Annotated in this window: 13 protein-coding genes and 2 pseudogenes; 9 read left to right on the top strand and 6 right to left on the bottom strand. The window is 61.4% G+C overall.

Annotated elements, in window-relative coordinates:
• The first annotated feature begins 645 nt into the window (after window positions 1-645).
• The 6 genes from MAA44156_RS06015 to MAA44156_RS05990 all read left to right on the top strand — a co-directional run bounded on the left by MAA44156_RS06015 (window position 646) and on the right by MAA44156_RS05990 (window position 9,618).
• Window positions 646-1,065 carry an MmpS family transport accessory protein gene (locus tag MAA44156_RS06015; protein WP_003876149.1) on the top strand — a complete coding sequence of 140 codons (420 nt, stop codon included), beginning with the start codon at window positions 646-648 and terminating at the stop codon, window positions 1,063-1,065.
• Window positions 1,062-3,953 (top strand): MMPL/RND family transporter, encoded by a 2,892-nt coding sequence (locus MAA44156_RS06010; RefSeq protein ID WP_023880195.1) that lies wholly within the window; start codon window positions 1,062-1,064, stop codon window positions 3,951-3,953. Before MAA44156_RS06015 ends, MAA44156_RS06010 begins: the two co-directional genes overlap by 4 nt.
• Window positions 3,954-4,011: 58 nt before the next feature.
• Window positions 4,012-6,930, top strand: coding sequence for an MMPL/RND family transporter (locus tag MAA44156_RS06005; protein ID WP_023880196.1), 2,919 nt, complete (start codon window positions 4,012-4,014; stop codon window positions 6,928-6,930).
• A gap of 212 nt (window positions 6,931-7,142) precedes the next feature.
• Window positions 7,143-8,090, top strand: a complete 948-nt coding sequence (locus MAA44156_RS06000; RefSeq protein ID WP_009977481.1) for a daunorubicin resistance protein DrrA family ABC transporter ATP-binding protein — start codon at window positions 7,143-7,145, stop codon at window positions 8,088-8,090.
• On the top strand, window positions 8,087-8,827 hold the full coding sequence (locus MAA44156_RS05995; protein WP_009977483.1) for an ABC transporter permease: 741 nt from the start codon (window positions 8,087-8,089) through the stop codon (window positions 8,825-8,827). The genes MAA44156_RS06000 and MAA44156_RS05995 overlap by 4 nt, the downstream gene beginning before the upstream one ends.
• A complete protein-coding gene (locus MAA44156_RS05990) occupies window positions 8,827-9,618 on the top strand; it encodes an ABC transporter permease (RefSeq protein WP_010949127.1) in 792 nt (263 codons plus the stop codon). Before MAA44156_RS05995 ends, MAA44156_RS05990 begins: the two co-directional genes overlap by 1 nt.
• A gap of 213 nt (window positions 9,619-9,831) precedes the next feature.
• On the opposite strand, the pseudogene MAA44156_RS05985 reads toward MAA44156_RS05990, so the two are convergent.
• Window positions 9,832-10,965: pseudogene (locus MAA44156_RS05985) on the bottom strand (acyltransferase family protein); the annotation flags it as partial.
• Between the two features lie 171 nt (window positions 10,966-11,136).
• On the opposite strand from MAA44156_RS05985, the pseudogene istA reads away from it, so the two are divergent.
• A pseudogene (istA, locus tag MAA44156_RS05980) lies at window positions 11,137-12,637 on the top strand (IS21-like element ISMav1 family transposase).
• Window positions 12,634-13,428 carry an IS21-like element IS1612/ISMav1 family helper ATPase IstB gene (gene istB / locus MAA44156_RS05975; protein ID WP_009979999.1) on the top strand — a complete coding sequence of 265 codons (795 nt, stop codon included), beginning with the start codon at window positions 12,634-12,636 and terminating at the stop codon, window positions 13,426-13,428. The pseudogene istA and the gene istB overlap by 4 nt, the downstream one beginning before the upstream one ends.
• A 467-nt stretch (window positions 13,429-13,895) precedes the next feature.
• On the opposite strand, the gene MAA44156_RS05970 is transcribed toward istB, so the two are convergent.
• The 5 genes from MAA44156_RS05970 to MAA44156_RS05950 all read right to left on the bottom strand — a co-directional run bounded on the left by MAA44156_RS05970 (window position 13,896) and on the right by MAA44156_RS05950 (window position 18,871).
• Window positions 13,896-14,696 carry a glycosyltransferase family 2 protein gene (locus MAA44156_RS05970; protein WP_003876142.1) on the bottom strand — a complete coding sequence of 267 codons (801 nt, stop codon included), beginning with the start codon at window positions 14,694-14,696 and terminating at the stop codon, window positions 13,896-13,898.
• Between the two features lie 144 nt (window positions 14,697-14,840).
• A complete protein-coding gene (locus MAA44156_RS05965) occupies window positions 14,841-15,563 on the bottom strand; it encodes an FkbM family methyltransferase (RefSeq protein ID WP_009977489.1) in 723 nt (240 codons plus the stop codon).
• A gap of 275 nt (window positions 15,564-15,838) precedes the next feature.
• Window positions 15,839-16,843 (bottom strand): GDP-L-fucose synthase family protein, encoded by a 1,005-nt coding sequence (locus MAA44156_RS05960; RefSeq protein ID WP_085988258.1) that lies wholly within the window; start codon window positions 16,841-16,843, stop codon window positions 15,839-15,841.
• Window positions 16,798-17,829, bottom strand: a complete 1,032-nt coding sequence (gene gmd / locus MAA44156_RS05955; protein WP_009977492.1) for a GDP-mannose 4,6-dehydratase — start codon at window positions 17,827-17,829, stop codon at window positions 16,798-16,800. Before gmd ends, MAA44156_RS05960 begins: the two co-directional genes overlap by 46 nt.
• Window positions 17,830-18,037: 208 nt before the next feature.
• Entirely contained in the window at window positions 18,038-18,871 is an 834-nt protein-coding gene (locus MAA44156_RS05950) for a glycosyltransferase family 2 protein (RefSeq protein ID WP_029248518.1), read from the bottom strand.
• A gap of 323 nt (window positions 18,872-19,194) precedes the next feature.
• Between MAA44156_RS05950 and MAA44156_RS05945 the strand changes: the two genes are divergently transcribed.
• The gene (locus MAA44156_RS05945) at window positions 19,195-20,505 is read left to right on the top strand and encodes a UDP-glucose dehydrogenase family protein (RefSeq protein WP_009977496.1); all 1,311 of its coding nucleotides are present in this window, start codon (window positions 19,195-19,197) and stop codon (window positions 20,503-20,505) included.
• Window positions 20,506-20,656: the final 151 nt, after the last annotated feature.

Raw genomic sequence — 20,656 nt, 5'->3', positions numbered from 1 at the left:
TGCTTGTGGCTCACAGCCTAGCCGAAGTCGCGGGGGTCGGGAAAATCACCGCGAGCCCAACGCGCGGCGCGTACCTGGCAGGCTGCTGGCAACAAGCCCCGAGGCGAACCGGGCGGTGACACGGCGCGGGCGGCTGTGCTTAGGTAAGTGGGCGGCCTTGCGAAGGACATGTGTAGGGAGCAGATTCGTCGCTTCAGCAAAATGCCGTTTGCGCACGCGATAGGCATTACGATCGCGTATCGCGTTGCCAAAGCAGTGATATGGACGTCAATGGCATGGTTTACTCATCAAGATCTGGTCGCGCTCCCGGGGGGCGGGGCTCGCATGAGGTGACGGATGCACGGCTAGTCTGCGACGGGCACCGCATCGCGGCACCGCAGTCTGGCGTGTCGCGACCGACGTGCAGTTGGATGTTCGGGCGACGGAAACGGCGCGGGCGTGGATACGGGTGAAGGGGGTGCAGTGGTCGAACCCGACGTACGGGCCCGGCCCGACAACGCATTCACGGAAGGACAGGACGTTAGCCGATCGCCTCGCCGTCGACGTGGCTTCCTGGGCTTTGCTCGTCGATCATCGACTCGCCCCATACAGCAAAGTCGCCCCCGCAGGGGTGGCCGGAACCTGGGCACCACGTTTGTCGGGTTTTTGAAGCGGCTGTGGATTCCGCTGGTCATCGTGGCGGTGGTGGTTGCCGGCGGTTTGACCGTCTCGCGACTGCACGGGATTTTCGGTTCGGAGAAGCGCCCGTCGTACGCCGACACCAGGCAGCAGGACACCAAACCGTTCAACCCCAAGCACGTGAAGTACGAGGTCTTCGGGCCGGCCGGCGCGATGGCCGACATCAGCTATTTCGACGCCAATGGCGAACCGCAGCACATCAACGGCGTCGAGCTGCCGTGGACGTTCGATATCTCGACGACGTTGCCGTCGATCGTGGGAAATGTGGTGGCACAGGGCAATAGCGATAGTCTCGGCTGCCGCATTCTGGTGGACGGCGTTGTCAAAACCGAGAGGATCTCGCACGAATTGAACGCATTCACCTACTGCGTGTTGACGGCCACATGAGTACCCAGCAATTGGAGACCCAGCAGGCCGCGCGACCACGGGTGGCGCGGATCATTCACCGTTTGTCCGTTCCCATCATTTTGGGCTGGCTGGCGGTTGCGGTGCTGATCACCATCGGCGTTCCCTCGCTGGAGCAGGTCGAGGCCGAGCACGCGGTGTCGCTGAGTCCCATTGGGGCGCCGTCGTTCAAGGCGATGGAGCGCCTCGGCGAGGACTTCAAGGAAACCAACACCGGCGCGCTGGCCATGATCCTGCTGGAGGGCCAGCAGCAACTCGGCGACGACGCGCACACCTACTACGACCGCCTGATTCGGCTGCTGGAAAACGACCACAAGCACGTGCAGCACGTGCAGAACTTCTGGGGCGATCCGCTCACCCGCGGCGCCGCGCAAAGCCAGGACGGCAAGGCCGCCTACGTTCAGGTGAACCTGAACGGAAATGCGGGCGCGGCCGCCGGTGACGAATCCGTGGCGGCAATTCGGAAGCTGGTCCAGGAGGCTTCTCCCCCGCCAGGTCTCAAGGTTTACGTCACCGGTCCCGCACCGATCGTCGCGGACATGAACATCGCGGGGCAAAAGACGGTCATGCTGGTGACGCTGGCCAGCCTGATCGTCATCTTCGTGACGCTGCTGCTGGTATATCGATCGGTCATCACCGTCATTCTGCTGTTGCTGATCGTCGGCCTGGAATTGCAGATCGCGCGCGGAATGGTCGCGCTACTGGGCCATCTCGGGGTGGTAGGTCTCACCACCTTCGCGGTCAACCTCTTGGTGGCCGCCGTCATCGCGACCGGCACCGACTACGGCATCTTCTTCGTCGGCCGATATCAGGAGGCACGGCAAGCGGGCGAGAGCCGGGAAGAGGCCTTCTACACCACGTTCAACGGGGTGGCCAAGGTGGTGCTGGCCTCCGGCTTGACCATCGCCGGTGCGGTGCTGTGCCTGAGCTTCACCCGACTCCCCTACTTCCAGCCGCTCGGTATCCCGGTTGCGGTGGGCATCTCGATCGCGGTCCTGGTCGCACTGACGCTCGGGCCGGCGCTGCTGGCCGCCGGGGCCCGGTTCGGCCTGTTCGAGCCGCGCCGGGCGGTCTCGGCCCGGCGGTGGCGGCGCATCGGCACCGCGATCGTGCGCTGGCCGGCGCCTATTCTCATCGCCACCCTGGCGGTCTCGCTGGTCGGACTGCTGGCGCTGCCGAATTACCGGCCCAGCTATGACGACCAGAAATTCATTCCGGACAGCATCCCGGCGAACGTGGGCTATGCGGCGGCGGCGCGGCATTTCCCCGGGCAGCGGATGCAGATGCCGGAGATCCTGCTGGTCGAGACCGACCATGATCTGCGCAACCCGACGGACATGTTGGTGATCAACAAACTCGCCAAGGGTGTTCTTGCGGTCCCCGGCATCGCCACCGTGCAGACGGTCACCCGCCCCGAGGGAGTTCCGTTGCAGCACACGACGATTCCCTGGATCATCAGCATGGGCCAGGCCAGTCAGCTGCAGAACATGGCCTTCCAGAAGGACCGGATGAACGACATGCTCGTCCAGGCCAACGAGCTGGGCAAGATGATCGGCATCATGCAGCACATGCTGGACCTGATGCGCGAGCTCGTCGCAACGACGCACCACATGGTCCAGACGACACATGAAATGCAGGAGATCACCGGAGAATTGCGCGATCACATCTCCGATTTCGAGGACTTCTGGCGTCCGCTGCGCAGCTACTTCTACTGGGAGAAGCACTGCTACGACATTCCGATCTGTTTCTCGCTGCGGTCCATCTTCGACGCACTCGACGGCGTCGACGAGATCAACGACAAACTGGGCGATCTGGTGAAGAACCTCGATCAGCTTGACGCCATCCTGCCGCAGCTGGTCATGCAGATCCCGCCGATGATCGAAACCATGTCGGGCATGCGCACCATGATGCTGACCATGCACAGCACCATGTCCGGCGTTATCGGCCAAATGGATTCCAGCGCAAAGGATCCCAGCGCGATGGGGCAGGCTTTCGACGCCTCCCGCAACGACGACTCGTTCTACCTGCCGCCGGGCATCATCAACGGCTCCGACTCCTTCAAGCGGGTGGAGAAGGTGTTCATGTCGCCGGACGGCAAGGACGTCCGGCTGCTTATCACTCAACGGGGTGACCCCGCCACACCCGAGGGTCTGTCCCGGGTGGAACAGATCAAGACCGCGGCCGAAGAATCGCTCAAGGGAACACCGCTGGAGAATTCCAAGATCTATCTGACCGGCACGGCGGCGATCACCAAGGACCTGGTGGATGGATCGAAATTCGATCTGTTGATCGCAGGCGTCTCCGCGCTCTGCCTGATCTTCATCATCATGCTGATCATGACGCGCAGCTTCATCGCGGCCATGGTGATCGTGGGCACGGTGTTGCTGTCGCTGGGGGCGTCGTTCGGGTTGTCGGTGCTGGTGTGGCAGTACCTGCTGCACATGCAGCTGCACTGGACCGTGCTGTCGACTTCGGTGATCGTGTTGTTGGCGGTGGGGTCCGACTACAACCTGCTACTGGTGTCCCGGATGAAGGAGGAGCTGGCGGCCGGGATCCACACCGGCATCATCCGCGCGATGGGCGGCACCGGGAAGGTGGTTACCAACGCCGGTCTGGTGTTCGCGTTCACCATGGGCGCGATGGTGGTCAGCGACCTGCGCAGCATCGGCCAGGTGGGCACGACGATCGGCCTGGGCCTGCTGTTCGACACGCTGATCGTGCGGGCGTTCATGACGCCGTCGGCCGCCGCGTTGCTGGGCCGCTGGTTCTGGTGGCCACAGCTTGTCCGTCCTCGCCCGGCCAGCACCATGCTGCGCCCGACCGGTCCTCGTCCGTTGGTGCGTTCACTACTCCTGAAGCAGCCGCAATAGGCGGCGCTTTCCACTTCAGGATGGAAACGGCAATCGTGGTGAACAACGTGAGGGCAGCATGACTACCGAACGCGTCCGGCCTCCCGGGGCTTTTGCGCGGGTCATCCGCCGGCTGGCGGTGTTCATCATCCTCGGCTGGGTGGCGCTGACGCTGTTGGTGACGTTCGGCGTGCCACGGCTGGAGATCGTCGGTCAGCAGCATTCGGTGCCGTTGGCGCCGCAGGACGCGCCGGCGGTGCAGGCCATGCAGCGCATGGGCCGGGACTTCAAAGAGTCCGATTCGGACAGCTTCGCCATGCTGGTGCTCGAGGGGCAGCAGCAGCTGGGCGATGACGCGCATGCCTATTACGACAAGCTGGTTCGTGAATTACGCAACGACACAAAGCATGTCGAGCACGTGCAGGACCTGTGGGGAGATCGCCTCACCCAGGCGGGCGCGCAAAGCCCGGACGGCAAGGCCGTCTACGTGCAGTTGAATCTGGCCGGCAACCAGGGCACCACGCTGGGTCAGGAATCAGTGGCGGCCGTCCGCGACGTGATCGCGCGGATCCCACCGCCCGCCGGACTGAATGCCTACGTCACCGGGCCCGCGGCGTTGTTCTCCGATATGCAGCTCGCCGGTGACCGCTCGATCCTGAAGATGACCCTGATCGGCGCGCTGATCATTTTCATCGTGCTGCTCTTCGTCTACCGCTCGGTCACCACCGTCGTGTTGCTGTTGCTCACGGTGGGCATCGAAGTCTTCGCCGCGCGGGGCGTGATCGCCTTCGTCGCCAACAACAATCTGATGCCGTTGTCGACGTTTGCCGTCAACCTGCTGGTGGCCCTGGCGATGGCGGCCGGAACCGACTATGCCATCTTCTTTTTCGGCCGTTATCAAGAGGCGCGTCAGGCCGGCGAGGACCGCGCGACGGCGTACTTCACCACCTATCGCAGCGTCGCCCCGGTGGTGTTGGGTTCGGGTTTGACCATCGCCGGCGCGATGTTGTGCCTGAGCTTCACCCGGATGCCCATCTTCCAGACCATGGGCCTGCCGTGTTCGGTGGGCATGCTCATCTCGGTGTTCATCGCCCTGACGCTGGTTCCGGCGGTGCTGACCGTCGGCGGCGGCTTCGGCCTCTTCGATCCCAAGCGCGCCATCGGCTTCGGCCGGTGGCGCCGGATCGGGACAGCGATCGTCCGCTGGCCCGCGCCCATCCTGACTGCCACCATCGCGGTCGCCCTGGTCGGCCTGGTCACCCTGCCGGGCTACAAGACCAGCTACAACAACCGGCTCTACATGCCCGACAGTGTTCCGGCCAACGTCGGATACGCGGCCGCCGACCGGCATTTCACCCAGTCGCGGATGATGCCCGAGCTCTTGATGATCGAAGCTGACCACGACATGCGTAACCCCGCCGATTTCCTGGTGCTGCATCGACTTGCCAAGGGAGTCTTCGGGGTTCACGGGATTTCTCGTGTGCAGGGCATCACCCGTCCCGAAGGCACGCCGATCCAGCACACGTCGATCCCGTTCCTGCTCAGCATGCAGCAGGCCACCATGCATCAAGACATCCGGTACATGAAGGCTCGGATGGACGACATGCTCGTGCAGGCCGACTTGATGCGCAAGCAGATCGAGATCATGAGGCACATCTACGAGCTGCAGAAGCGGCTCACCGACATCACGCACGACTCGATCGTCAAGACCAAGGAAATGGCCACCGTCCTTTGGGAATTGCGGGACAAGATGTCGGACTTCGAGGACTTCTGGCGTCCGCTGCGCAGCTACTTCTACTGGGAGAAGCACTGCTACGACATCCCGATATGCTGGTCGTTGCGGAACATCTTTGAAACGCTCGACGGCGTCGACACGCTCAGCGACAAGATGACGTACCTGCTGCAAGACCTCGATCACATGGACCGGCTGATGCCGCAGCTGCTCGAGCAATATCCACCGATGATCGCGATGTCGGAGGACATGCTCAGGATGATGCTGACCAACCACAGCACCATGTCCGGGATCATCGGCCAGATGGACAGCAATAGCAAGGATGCCACCGCCATGGGCGAGGCGTTCGATGCGTCCAAGAATGACGACTCGTTCTATCTGCCCCCGGACATCTTCGACAACGCGGACTTCAAGAAGGCGATGAGCCAGTTCCTGTCGCCCGACGGAAAGGCGGCCCGCTTCATCATTTCGCACCGGGGCGACCCGGCCACCTCGGAAGCCCTGAACCGGATCGACAAGATCAGATCGGCGGCCGAGGAGGCGCTCAAGAACACTCCCCTGGAGAACGCCAAGGTCTACCTCGCCGGCACCGCGTCGACGTTCAAGGACTTCCGGGACGGATCCACCTACGACCTGTTCATCGCCGGCGTCGGGGCGCTGTGCCTGATCTTCATCATCATGCTGATTCTGACCCGAAGCTTCATCGCCGCGCTGGTCATCGTCGGCACGGTGACGCTGTCGCTGGGCGCCTCGTTCGGGTTGTCGGTGCTGATCTGGCAGTACATCTTCGGCATCCAGCTGTACTGGATGGTGCTGCCGATGTCGGTCATCGTCTTGCTGGCGGTGGGATCGGACTACAACCTGCTGCTGGTGTCCCGGATGAAGGAGGAAATCTCCGCCGGGATCAATACCGGGATCATTCGGGCGATGGGCGGCACCGGCAAGGTGGTCACCAACGCCGGTTTGGTGTTCGCCTTCACCATGGCTTCGATGGTGGTCAGCGACCTGCGCATCATCGGTCAGGTCGGTACCACCATCGGTCTGGGTCTGATGTTCGACACCTTGATCGTGCGCTCGTTCATGACGCCCACCATCGCCGCGCTGCTCGGACGCTGGTTCTGGTGGCCGCAGCTGGTGCGGCGGCGACCGGCCAGCCAGCTGCTTCGGTCCGAGGGAACCCGGCGGTCGGTGCGCGTCCTGCTGCACCAGAACGACGACGCGGACGCCGACACGGCCGAAATCCCGGTCCCCAGGCCGACCGCCTAGGTGCTTCTCGTCGCCTCACCCGGCGTTGGCCGCGAAACGGTCGACGCGTTCGGCGAAAAGGATTGGACGTCAATGGTTTTGCCCCGGACATTCGGAACTCCCCCGCCGCGAACGGGTTTGGCGAGCGGGTCGGCAAAGGCCGGTGCCCTGCCCCGGATCGCTTTCCACCTATACCGCCGACACGGCGGTGCGCACCGTGAAATACTCCAACCGTGAGCGCACCGGCGATCGAGGTCGAAGGCCTCACAAAGAAATTCGGGGGAAGCACGGTCGCACTGGCCGGAGTGGACTTCTCGGTTCCGGCCGGGACGGTGTGCGGGCTGCTCGGCCACAACGGCGCGGGCAAAACCACCACGATCAACATCTTGTCTACGCTGATCCGCCCGACGTCGGGCCGGGCCAGCGTCGCCGGGCATGACGTCGTCCGCCGGCCGGCGGAGGTACGTGCCAGCATTGGGATGGCCGGGCAGTTCACCGGACTGGACCCCATGCTGACCGGCCGGGAGAACCTGGTGCTGTTCAGCAGGCTGCGCGGACTCAATCGGCGGCGGGCGAAGGCCCGCGCCGACGAACTGCTCGAACAGTTCAACCTGGTCGACGCCGCCGACCGGCGGCTGTCGACCTACTCCGGGGGCATGTTCCGCCGCGTCGATTTGGCCAGCGCCCTGGTGGTGCCGCCCAAGGTGCTCTTCCTCGACGAGCCGACCACCGGGCTGGACCCGCGCAGCCGCCGCGACGTGTGGGCGCTGGTGAGCTCGCTGCGGGTGCAGGGCATTACCGTGCTGCTGACCACCCAGTACCTGGAAGAGGCCGACGTGCTGAGCGACTCGATCGTCGTCATCGATCACGGGCGGGTGATCGCCAGCGGCACGTCCGAGGAACTCAAGCGGGCGGTGGGGACCAGCTACTGCCAGGTGACCCCGGCCAACCCCGCCGACCTGCCCCAGGTAGTGGCCACGCTGACCGGCCTTGACGGGGTTGATATCGACAACGACACCGGTTCGGTATCGGTGTTCGCCCCGGACGGCGTGGCGACCCTGGTCGAGGTATTCCGCCGCGTGGACGCGCTGGGGCTCGAGCTCGCCGACATCTTGCTGCGCAAGCCCTCGCTGGACGAGGCGTTCCTGCACCTAACCGAACGGACCGTCGCGCGACCATGAGCGTTTTGGCCGCACTGACCGAACGCTCGCTGAAGTCCGCGGCACGCGACGGCGAGATGATCTTCGAGATAGTCTCGCCCGCAGCGTATTTGGCAGGCTTCACCGTGGCGTTGCATGGGCTGATTGACACCGGCCGGATCAGCTATTCGCAGTACCTGCTGCCCGCGGTGGTGGTTCAGTCGATGATCGTCCTAGGACTGCTCACGGCGGACCGTGCGGCACGCGACCATCTTTTCGGGTTCGGGGAGCGAATGCGAACGCTGCCCATCGCCGCGGCCGCCACGGTGACCGCACGCGTTGCGGCAACCTTGATGCGGGCGCTGCTGTCCCTGGTTGTCGCGATGGTTGCCGGTTACGCCTTTGGTTTCCGCATAACGGGCGGACTGGGCTATGCGATGGCGTTTCTCTTCATAGCGCTGTTGTTGTGCTTGGCCGTGACGCTGGGTGCCGATGCAGTGGGATCTCGCGCCAAGAGCGTCCAGGGGGCCAGCCATTTGCTCTTTGTCCCCCAGCTACTGCTGTTCATGCTGTCCACCGGACTTGCCCCGGAACAGACATTCCCAGCCTGGCTGCAACCGTTTGTCCGCAACCAACCGGTGTCGCAATTCGCCGAGACACTGCGCGGCTTAGCTGCCGGACGTGTGGTGCTCAGCAATGCGACGGCCGCCCTGGCCTGGTGTGCGGGCATGGTGCTGGTCTTCGGCGCAATCACGCTGCGGATGCAAAGGCGCGGCTAGTGGCACATCGCCTACAGCCACAAGGTTCCCTGTTGACCCAGAGCTTGGTGCAGGCGGGGCGACTCCTGCTGCGATGGAGGCGTGACCAGGCAGTCCTCATGGGCTCGCTGTTGCTTCCCATCTTTCTTCTTTTTGCCTACCAAATTGTGCTGGGCGAGCGGGTGCACCAGGTCACCGGCATCGGAAGCGTTTACGGCATAGCACCCATGTGCGCAGTGATATCCGCTCTGTTCGGTTCGCTCGGCAACTCGGTCGGGATCACCATAGACCGTGAATCCCGCGTGCTCAGTCGGATGTGGGTGCTGCCCATACACCGGGCCAGCGCGGTTACCGGGTGGGTGATCGCTGAAGTGGTGCGCGCACTCATTGGCACCATCCTGATCACAGCCATCGCGCTGGCCATGGGGCTACGCTTCACGAACGGCTGGGCCGCTGCACTGCTTTTCCTTCTGATCCCGTCGATCACCGTAACTGGGTTCACGGCGCTGGTAATGGCGATGGCGGTCCGAAAGAAGGGCCGAACGGCGATGACCTGGCTGTTGAGCGCCACCTTCGCGCTGGCGTTCGTCAATCCTGGTGCCACGCCCATCAAGCTGTTCCCGGATTGGGCACGACCATTGATCCGCATGCAACCAATATCGCCACCCATCGAGGCGATGCGGTCCCTCGCCCACGGAGGCCCCATCTTGTGGCCCTTGGCCATAACTTTTGCGTGGGCGGTCGTGCTGATCGCCGTGTTTATCCCCATAGCCGTGCGCGGCTATCGATTGGCCGCTGAAGCCACCGCTTAAGTCGGCCCGCCAGTTCCCGGCCAGCGCAGTGCGGACGCCACAACATAGTGACGTTCCGAACGTGCAGCTTCCGAACCGCACGAGCACCCAGAAACATCATCGCTTTCTGGTCAGCGCTCGCAACCGTCTTGGCTGGCAACAGTATTGGATGGGTCCCGCGTTGAGTGGTGAATCGCTTGACCACCGACCGGCTCTCAGCCGGAACACAACGCCTTACAAAGCCGGTTTTGGGCTCGGCGCGGGAGGATCTTCGGCTTTCTCGCCAATAAAGCGGGCCCGCCTTCCGGGAATGTCATTTGAGCGGTCGACTGATCCACCATCTTCCATATTGGCTAGCGCAATTGAACTGTTTTTCCGCCGGAGACGACTCTTCCAGGACAATGCAGGTTTCTCGACCAAGAACCAACTGAGCGCGGCGAGCGGCAAAATAGCCGCGACAGAAATCGCGCAGAAAGCGATTGGATTTATCTCGGCAAATCCACACAGGACCAGCAACTGCTGAATTGCAAACGCATAAATATATACTCCATAGGATAGATCGGTGCGGAACCTCATCCTTTGATTGTGGATGAGCGAACCCGAAGCGATGATTAGGTACGCCATCGGAAGGGCCGCCACCAACCGGTAGTTCGGCAGCACGGCAGAGGAAACCACAACGATAATGAGGCCGACGGCAACGAAGGACCACCGAGCCGGAATCACGTTACGGAATTGATACAGCAACGCTCCGGCCGAAAACATCACAGCGAATCGCGCAGCATTGGAGGCGATCGCGTGTATTCCGCCCCATGCCGGCAAGAACACCGACCACGACAGCGCCAGGACCAATATCCCTGGAACGAACCAACGGCGACTAAGAAGTCCGAGCATACCAAATACTGCTACGCCGATATAGCAAAGCACCTCCCAACCCAATGTCCACAGAGAACCGTTCCAAATACCCGCAACTGGAATATCGCGAGGTGTGCCACCGATATCGAACTTAACCATCCAAACCGCACTGTTTTTTAGCACATACTCGATCGGAGCGCCGGACATCAGTAGTTTCGCGGCCGAACCGCCCTGGGCGCCCACACCTATCGGAGCGATGACAAACGCCGTCAAGACGAGACAGATCCACAGACCCGGGAGAATACGAAGACATCGAGCGGTGAAGTATTGGGCGGGATGCGGGTTGCGAAGCCAGCTCGAGACGATGAGATAGCCGGAGACCGCAAAGAAACCATCAACGCATCCAAGGCCAAGCAACTGGACGAACGGCGCCCACGGCATACGTCCAGTGAGCGGAAACGAATGCCATAGGATCACCCCGCTCGCCAACACCAAGCGCCACGCATTAAGTGCATGTCCATGGCCATGAGAAAGTCCCCATCTGTGGCCAGTAGGAAGTCCCCACTGGTGGCCAGGTAGAAGTCCCCACTCCTTTGCGGGCTCGTCGTGTCTTTTCCGGGAGCTGAGGGCCTGGGCGGTGACGGTGATAGCGCCAACTGTCACTTGATCACCGCCCAGGGAGCTCTATTGAAGTCTGCAAGGGAGCGTATGAACATCATTTCGGCGTATCACCAGGTCGGGTCGTATCGCGGCGCGGCCGAGCTGTGCGGTACTACGCACAAGACGGTCAAGCGGGTCATCGAGCGGGCCGAGGCCGGTGGCGCGCCCCCGCGGGAACCACGGCCACGCAACCTCGACGCGTTCACCGATCTAGTCGCCACCCGAGTCGAGAAATCACACGGCAAGATGTCGGCGAAGCGGATGCTGCCGATCGCCCGAGCTGCCGGGTATCAGGGCTCGGCCCGTAACTTCCGCCGCCTGGTAGCCGAGCAGAAAGTATTGTGGCGCAACGCTAACCGGCATCAACGCCGTCCGGCGGTCTGGTCACCCGGTGACTATCTGGTGATGGATTGGGCCGAAGCTGCACCGGGGTTGATGGTGTTCTGCGCGGTGCTGGCCTATTCGCGGTGGCGGTTTGTGCGGTTCGCCGCCGACGAGAAAGCCTCGACCACGCTGGCGATGATCGCCGAAGCCCTCGAGGCGATCGGTGGGGTTCCGGCCAAGATCCTGGCCGACCGGATGGGCTGCCTCAAAGGTGGTGTCGTCGCCAATGTTGTTGTTCCAACACCGGATTATGTGCGATTCGCGTCCCACTATGGCTTCGTTCCGGACTTCTGCCACGGTGCGGATCCGCAATCGAAGGGCATCGTGGAGAACCTCTGTGGCTACGCTCAGGACGACCTTGCGGTGCCGCTGCTGACCGAAGCTGCGTTAGCCGGTGAGCAGGTCGACCTACGTGCCCTCAACGCCCAGGCGCAACTATGGTGCGCCGAGGTCAATGCCACGGTCCACTCGGAGATCTGCGCCGTGCCCAACGATCGCTTGGTTGACGAGCGCACCGTCTTGAGGGAGCTGCCCTCGCTGCGGCCGACGATCGGCTCGGGGTCGGTGCGCCGTAAGGTCGACGGCCTCTCGTGCATCCGTTACGGCTCAGCTCGTTACTCGGTGCCTCAGCGGCTCGTCGGTGCCACCGTGGCGGTGGTGGTCGATCATGGCGCCCTGATCCTGTTGGAACCTGCGACCGGTGTGATCGTGGCCGAGCACGAGCTCGTCAGCCCAGGTGAGGTGTCCATCCTCGATGAACACTACGACGGACCCAGACCCGCACCCTCGCGTGGTCCTCGCCCGAAAAACCCAAGCAGAGAAACGATTCTGCGCATTGGGAACCGAAGCGCAGCAGTTCCTCGTCGGTGCTGCTGCGATCGGCAACACCCGACTGAAATCCGAACTCGACATTCTGCTCGGCCTTGGCGCCGCCCACGGCGAACAGGCTTTGATTGACGCGCTGCGCCGGACGGTTGCGTTTCGCCGGTTCCGCGCTGCCGACGTGCGCTCGATCCTGGCCGCCGGCGCCGGCACCCCACAACCCCGCCCCGCCGGCGACGCACTCGTGCTCGATCTGCCCACCGTCGAGACCCGCTCGTTGGAGGCCTACAAGATCAACACCACCGACGGGACGGCCTCATGACCACCGCTGCCAAGCCGGTGGCACCGTCCTCGGCGGCACCGCTGGCTGCTGACCTTGACGCGGCGCTGCGGCGGTTGAAGCTGGCCACGGTGCGCCGCAACGCCGCCGAGGTGTTGCAAGTCGCCAAGACGCAACGCTGGACACCGGAGGAGATCCTGCGGACGTTGGTTGAGGCCGAGATCGCTGCCCGCGATGCCTCCAACACCGCCAACCGTCTCAAGGCCGCAGCCTTCCCGGTCACCAAGACCCTCGACGGGTTCGACGTCACCGGATCGTCGATCACCGCAGCCACGTTCGACTACCTGTCGAGCCTGGAATGGATTCGGGCACAACAGAACCTGGCGGTCATTGGCCCACCTGGTACGGGCAAAAGTCACCTGCTCATCGGCTGCGGGCACGCTGCCGTCCACGCCGGATTCAAAGTCCGCTACTTCACCGCCGCCGACCTGATCGAGGTCCTCTACCGCGGCCTGGCCGACAACACCGTCGGCAAGATCATCGACACCCTGCTCCGCGCGGATCTGGTCATCTTGGACGAGATCGGCTTCGCCCCGCTCGACGACACCGGGACTCAACTGTTGTTCCGGCTCGTGGCTGCCGGCTACGAGCGCCGCTCCCTGGCCATCGCCTCGCATTGGCCCTTCGAACAATGGGGGCGATTCCTGCCCGAGCACACCACCGCCGCCAGCATCCTCGATCGGCTGCTGCACCACGCCAGCATCGTCGTCACCTCCGGCGAGTCCTACCGGATGCGCCACGCCGACCACAAGAAGGGAGCCGCCAAGAATTAGCCAACCACCCGCAGCGGAGTGGGGACTTCTGCTGGCCACCAGCGGGGACTTCTACTTGGCCATTGACAGTGCATTCGCGCGCGGATCGAAAACCTGTCCCAGCCTCATAGGCCGTTCTCCCCTTCGCATGTTGCTCAAGCTTCGAATCCCTTTGCATCCGCTTTCAGCCGCGAGCTGGAGGCGCTTGTGCACGCACTCCAGTAGTCTTGCGGTGTCTTGCTCAACCGCGACTGAAACCTTTCGCGACGCCGAGTTGCACTCATTGGCTTCAGTCACGTGACACGCTACCTCTAGGAGCGGGCGCGAACGTCAAGAACGCGAACCAGAGTGCTCGACGCTTTCCAAGCACTGGCACGAGAACAGTGATGCGATATGCGACCACTCTCTGCGCGCCGCGTTACGCGGAACGGGCTTGAAAGGTGGATCAGGACGCAAACGCGTTAAAGAAGTCCAATGTGGATCCGCGACTACGGTTCTGCGCTTCGTTCTTTGGAGACGGCCTTAACCCTTATCAACCGCGTACGCAAGGCCAGACGGCGATTCTCCTTGTCTTTCAAAAACGCCAGCATGCGCCTGCAAGTCTCCCACCCTGCAACCCAGAAGTACATTGGCAGCCGTTTTCTGAACTCTTTATCAGTCCCCTGCCTCATGCTGAAGCCGGTCATGTCGTTGTATTCGGAAATCACGACGTCCATGTAGCGGGTAATCAGCGCCGGGTTGGAGAAGCAGCGAATATTGAAGTCCCAGTCCGCCCAGACTCGGTAGCGCAGGTTGTAAGGGCCGATGCCGTCGAAAAGCTCACGGCGGTAAAAGATCGATTGGTGGCACAAATTCGTCTCAAATAGGAGGCGGTCGAGGTCGAAAGGTCCGGCATGCCGGCTTTTCGTCGAACGCATCACAACATCGCCATAGACAAGATGGCTTGCCGCATGGTCGCCGAGAAAAGCGGCTACCTGGGCCAACGTGGTTGGTTCGTAGAGGGTGTCGTCGGCGCCTAAAAAAAGTACCCATTCGCCTGTGGCCACGCCGACGCCGCGGTTCATGGCGTCGTAGGGGCCATCATCGGGCCCGCTGTGAACGACCAGTCGCGAGCCGAGTTCCGGGCGGAAACTGTTCGCGATGTCGAGGGTCCGATCGGTCGAACCGCCGTCGACAAGGACCACTTCCACTTCCCGGTAGGTCTGCCCGACGATGCTTCCGAGGCAGGCTTGCAGCGTCACCGCTGCATTGAAGGTAGGGATAATTATCGAGAACACTGGCGCAGTCATGACGTGTGTAACGCTAGCAGCCGGCCACCTGTTCGTGCCGCACGTCGCGGCCGCCTCAATTTAGATAGTCGATTAGGTGCCCGGGAGGCCGGCTCACCAGATCGCCCGTTTGGATACCGGCAGGGTGCCGACGGAGCATTTATGTCAATCGTCCCCACGGAAGAAAATGCCGTCAGCTTGAAGCATTCGACCATTGCGCGGATCCGTAAAGCCGGGCAACAAACCCGTCAGTCTGAAACCTAGGGAATAGACAAGTTCAAGCGCTTCATGAATCAGCATGTCACCTTCGTACAACGGAATAAAAGAAAGTTCGAGTTGCATGCCGACGCAGCTTTCGTTAAGCGTTGACTTACTGCCCGTGATAACCTGCTTCTCGAAACCCTGTACGTCGATCTTCAGGAAAGTAACATCGGTAGGGTTCAGAAATTCTGATGCAACCGAATCAAGGCGGTGTATTGCAACGTCTTCGGTGCCAATATAATTCGCGGGAGGAAAGGCATCTTGATGACTTTTAAGCATCGGCAGCACGGAACTACTTGCCCCCGCATTGCCTGCCACATTGATGGTAATCGTCTCATCGGCGTCGCCTAGGGCATACTGGTGACACTCCCATAGTGGATCCGATGCCGACTTGCGCGTTAGTTGCGCAAATGGCCCCGAAAGAGGTTCAAAGGAAACGATACGGCTCTTGAATCCTGCACGACGCAAAGCGCTACCGAACTGGCCGGAGTTAGCACCGACATCAATAACAACGTTGACTCCGTATGCTTTGAATTGGTTTACTAATAGGCGCTTTCGTTCGAAGTGGCGCAGCATCTCGGTACTAACGTTACGAGCCATCAAGCCGGCGTTGCGCAAAAAATCCATCGAGCGATATTAGCATGCGAAATTGGGAAACGAGTCGGTTCGAGCTTGCGTGGTCGTGCCACACCGGACCATGAGGAGACCTGAACGGGATGCTGCCGCAAGCCTGCGAGCTGGCGCGAAAGCGGTCAACTGATAATGCGTAGGGGCGAGCCAAGCCAGGCTATTGGATACTCCCATAGGCCATGCGCCTCGCCGGCCAGGCGACTGCCGTACCACTCGATGGCAGGTCGCCCTACCCGTCCGGCCGGAGGGATAACATCGGCCGACCCGCAGCTTTACCTCCTCACGGCATCGGCATTTGTGCGGTACCACGACACCGTTGCATCGATGCCGTCTTTCAGTGCGATTCGCGGGCGCCAACCCAACTCGCGTAGCGCGGAGACGTCCAATAGTTTGCGCGGGGTTCCATCGGGTTTAGTTGGATCCCAACGTGTTTCGCCGATGTAGCCCACCGCTGTAGCGACCATGTCTGCGATCTCGCTAATGCTGTGATCGACGCCGGTGCCCACGTTGACGTGGTTCGGACCATCGAAATGTTCCAAAAGGAACAGGCATGCGCTCGCCAGATCGTCGACATGCAGAAGTTCGCGCCGCGGAGTACCGGTCCCCCAATTCGTCACCTCTTCTGCACCACCAGCTTTGGCTTCCTCATATCGACGGATGAGCGCCGGCAAGAGATGCGACCCGGACGGGGAGAAGTTGTCGCCGGGTCCGTAGAGGTTAGTCGGCATCGCAGAGATCCACGCCAGCCCATATTGGCGCCTAACCGCCTGAACTTGCAGGATACCGGCGATCTTGGCGATCGCATACGCGTCGTTGGTGGGCTCCAAAGGGCCAGTCAATAAAGCACTCTCGTGGATAGGTTGCGGAGCGTACTTCGGGTAGATGCATGACGAACCGAGGAAAAGGAGCCGCGGCACACGCACGGCGACAGCTGCGTCGAGCAAATTGGTCTGGATTCGGAGGTTTTCGGACAAGAAGTCCGCGGGATAGGTGTTATTCGCCATGATGCCGCCGACCCGTGCGGCCGCATCGATGATCACCTGTGGTCTTGTCTCAGACACAAAATCAAACGTTGCGGCTCGGTCCGTCAGATCAATCTCATCGCGTGATCGCACAATGAGATTGGTGAACCCCTCGGCCTCAAATCTACGTACGAGCGCTGAGCCGACCAGCCCCCGATGACCGGCGATATACACGGGCGTTGCGCGGTCCAGAGGCCCAGGTGTAGTCGTCAACTTACTCTGCCCCAACCAGGCAACATCGGCGTGTCGATCCATGGTGTGCCATCGCACTCCAACGCGGCGATGTCCGCGTCCACCATGATGCGCGCGAGTTCACCAGTATGAACCGAAGCTTTCCAGCCGAGTGACTGGGCCGCCTTGTCGGCATCTCCTACTAGCGAATCGACCTCGGTGGGACGCAAATAGCGGTCGTCAAACTTGACGTGCTTTTGCCAGTCGAGCCCGACATGGTCAAAAGCAGCTTGAGCGAACTCACGTACGGTGTAACCACGCCCTGTCGCCAGGACGTAGTCATCAGGTTCAGGCGCTTGCAACATCCTCCACATCCCCTCGACATATTCGGGCGCGTAGCCCCAGTCGCGGATCGCATCGAGGTTGCCCATATAGACCTCCGATTGGACGCCAGCTCGGATGCGCGCCACGGCACGCGTGATCTTTCGGGTCACGAAAGTCTCGCCGCGCCGGGGGGACTCATGGTTGAACAAGATGCCATTCACTGCGAATAATCCGTACGCCTCTCGATAGTTGCGAGTCGTCCAGTACGAGAAGACCTTGGCCGCGCCGTATGGCGAACGGGGATAGAACGGCGTCGATTCGTTCTGCGGTGGCGGAGATGCGCCGAACATCTCCGACGAGGAAGCCTGATAGAACCGGCAGTCCACCCGAGAAAGGCGGACTGCTTCCAGAAGTCGGATCGATCCCATGCCGGTGGTGTCTCCGGTATGCACTGGCTCGTCAAAGCTGACGCGCACATGGGACTGCGCTGCGAGGTTGTAGACCTCATCCGGGTCGATACTGCTGAGCAGGGTCACCAACCGGGTGCCGTCAGTGAGGTCTGCATAGTGCAAGAACAAGCGCGCGCCCGGTTGGTGTGGGTCAACGTAGAGGTGATCGATCCGCGACGTGTTAAACGTCGAAGCTCGACGAACGAGCCCGTGAACCTCGTATCCCTTGCTCAGTAGTAGCTCGGCGAGGTAGGAACCATCCTGCCCCGTGATCCCTGTTATAAGCGCTCGCTTCACCGGGTTCTCACTTTTGTCACTCCGGCGTTGACTCCGCCCAGCCGATATTTCCTCATCATGGCGCTCTCACTCTCGTTGTGGTGCAAGGGATCCGAAGCGTCAGGCACTCGGTGCCGGGATCGGTGGCGCTTTCCACCTGGCCGTTCAGGTCGCACTGATCGCGCTGCGCGCCTCGGCGCTGCTCAGGTCAGGCAGTAGAAGTTGGTTTCTATGAATTTTGCTTCCGCGAAGCTCTGGCGAACTTCGCTCGCAAGAACTTTACCGCGTTGAATGCGGCCAGGTCGGCCCGAATCAAGTACTCCTTCACACGCAAGTAAGCCCACGACACTCTGCGCCCACCCAGCGGGTAGTCGCCATGCAGGTCCCAGAGCCGCCGCAGGGTCCGATAGTGCTCACGGATGGGCTGGGTTGAACCAGGTCCCGTGACATCGAAGTCGCAAACCACGCGGTCGATCGTGACGGGAGGCCGTATTAGTGCGGCACGGTAGATGAACAGCTGGTCCGCCTCGAGTCCAAAATCAAGATCGTAACCGCCCAACTTGGCTACCAGCGACGCGCCGAAGAATGTCGCCTGATGCGCAACCGTCGCGCCGAGCAGAAATTTCCGCATCTTAAACGGCATATAGCCGTACGGCCGAGGGAAAAGTGGTTTGCCGTCGAGTCCGACAAGGTTGTTTTTCCCGTAACCCCACAAATCACGTACTGGTCCATGCCCCGAGAGCGCCTCCACCACGGAAGCGACTGCATCTGGATCGGAGAAACGATCCGTGGAGTGCATAAACCACAACAGGTCGCCCGACGAATGGGCAATGCCCTGATTCATCGCGTCATATCTCCCGTTGTCGGGCTGAGATTGCCAATATGCAAAGCCAGGATCGCCGGACAGATACTCCACGACGGCGTCGCCCGATCCACCGTCGATGACGATGTGCTCGATTCGCCCCCCATAGCGCTGCGCGCGAACGCTCTCCACGGTGCTTTTCAATCCCTCGAGATCGTTCAGCGAAATCGTTATCACCGACACGGTTGGAGCAGATGACACCGACGTCTACCTCCCCGCTGCTTGACCACGCGCTATGGATTCTGGTCATGTTCGCATGGAAGCGGTGGCCGATCAAAGGTGCCAGGACAAGGACCGGTCATGCGCGCAGTTCAGGGCTGCCCCGTGGGTTCTTGCTGCATCGTTGCCGACAGACGCAACACTGTGATGTATCGCACCGGCAACCTCGTAGTCCTGCGACTCTCTCACCGAACGTCCCCGACTCGCTGGCTGCTCCTTACGAACGCGACATGCGAATTACCCACGGAGGGTACAGAGTTGCGGCAGTATGGTCGTCGACCGATCGGGGACTTGAAGGGGTCATCTTGAAAATTTCGGTGGTCGGATCAGGCTATGTAGGCCTCGTCACGGGCGCCTGTCTCGCGGATAGCGGCAACGATGTCGTCTGTGTCGATATCGATCAGGCCAAGATCGATTTGCTCCTCGCAGGCAGTGTCCCGATTTTCGAGCCCGGGTTGGCCGAGTTGATTGCGAGGAACCGTGAGAACGGGCTGATTGACTTCACCACCGACCGGCAACGCGGAATCGAGCACGCGGACGTCATTTTCATCGCCGTCCCGACGCCCATGGGTGAAAGCGGGGCGGCGGACCTGACGTACGTCTTCTCGGTTGCGGACGACATTGGGTCATACATCGACCGGTACAAGGTGATCGTCGACAAGTCGACGGTTCCTGTCGGCACCGCCGACCAGATCACAGCGATCATTCGAAGCAAGACCGACCAGGAGTTCGACGTCGTCTCCAACCCAGAATTCTTGAAGCAAGGCAAGGCAATCGCCGACTTCATGCAACCCGACCGCGTCGTGATCGGCAGCGATTCCAAGCGCGCCCTCAGGATCATGGAAGAGCTCTACGAGCCGTTCCTGCGTACCTTCCACCCTCTCATTGCCATCGATGTAAGAAGCGCTGAGATGGCGAAATATGCGGCTAACTGCTTTCTGGCAACCAAGATTTCGTTCATCAACGAGATGTCCAACTTGTGCGAGAAGGCCGGCGCCGATATCTCAGCGGTGCGGGAGGCCATCGGGGCAGACAAGCGAATCGGATATGACTTCCTGTTCCCGGGGATAGGCTACGGCGCCTCCTGCCTGCCGAAAGATGTTAGGGCGTTGTTGTACACGGCCGACTGCCTTGGCTCGGACATGCACCTGCTTCGTGCGGTCGAGCGAGTCAACGACGAGCAGAAGGCCGCTCTTGTATCCAAGATCATCACCCGCTTCGGTGGGTCCGAGAAGAATCTCGACGGGCTGCGCATTGGGTTGTGGGGATTGAGCTTTAAGCCCCAGACGGACGACGTGCGCGCGGCCCCTTCCCTAGTCATCGCAGAAAAGTTGGTTGAATTCGGTGCGACGGTGTGCGCATTCGATCCCGAAGCGATGGAGCAGACGAAAAAGGTTCTCGGCGATTCAATCGAGTACGCCGGGAACATGTATGACGCGGTTCAAGGTGCCGATGCGCTCCTACTCCTCACGGAATGGAAACAGTTCCAGCGTCCGTCGTGGTCACGGGTCCGATCGGCCATGCGAGGTTGCGTCGTTTTCGACGGCAGAAATATCTACGATCCTGAGCGCATGAAAGACGAGGGTTTTGAGTATTACGGCATGGGTCGAATTTGAGGAGAGCTTTATGACAATTGCGATCCACGGTGCCGCCATGCCCCAAATCGTTTCGGAGCAGAGTTATCCCGGCTTTGGATCCCTCACAGCGACTTCTGCAAGGTGCGGCACTCTGTTTGCGAGCGCTAGATGGAATCATCGAATACTCGGC

The organism is Mycobacterium avium subsp. avium, from assembly GCF_009741445.1.
Lineage (GTDB): Bacteria > Actinomycetota > Actinomycetes > Mycobacteriales > Mycobacteriaceae > Mycobacterium > Mycobacterium avium.
Note: the sequence above shows the minus strand (reverse complement) of the source record. Positions and strands in the feature narration are given on the sequence as shown.

Bases quoted from the DNA above. Each gene is read 5' to 3' on its own strand.
- MAA44156_RS05970 (WP_003876142.1), bottom strand. From the start codon at position 14,696: ATGACTGCGCCAGTGTTCTCGATAATTATCCCTACCTTCAATGCAGCG.
- MAA44156_RS06010 (WP_023880195.1), top strand. From the start codon at position 1,062: ATGAGTACCCAGCAATTGGAGACCCAGCAGGCCGCGCGACCACGGGTG.
- MAA44156_RS06005 (WP_023880196.1), top strand. From the start codon at position 4,012: ATGACTACCGAACGCGTCCGGCCTCCCGGGGCTTTTGCGCGGGTCATC.
- MAA44156_RS05965 (WP_009977489.1), bottom strand. From the start codon at position 15,563: ATGGATTTTTTGCGCAACGCCGGCTTGATGGCTCGTAACGTTAGTACC.
- MAA44156_RS05960 (WP_085988258.1), bottom strand. From the start codon at position 16,843: ATGGATCGACACGCCGATGTTGCCTGGTTGGGGCAGAGTAAGTTGACG.
- istB (WP_009979999.1), top strand. From the start codon at position 12,634: ATGACCACCGCTGCCAAGCCGGTGGCACCGTCCTCGGCGGCACCGCTG.
- MAA44156_RS05995 (WP_009977483.1), top strand. From the start codon at position 8,087: ATGAGCGTTTTGGCCGCACTGACCGAACGCTCGCTGAAGTCCGCGGCA.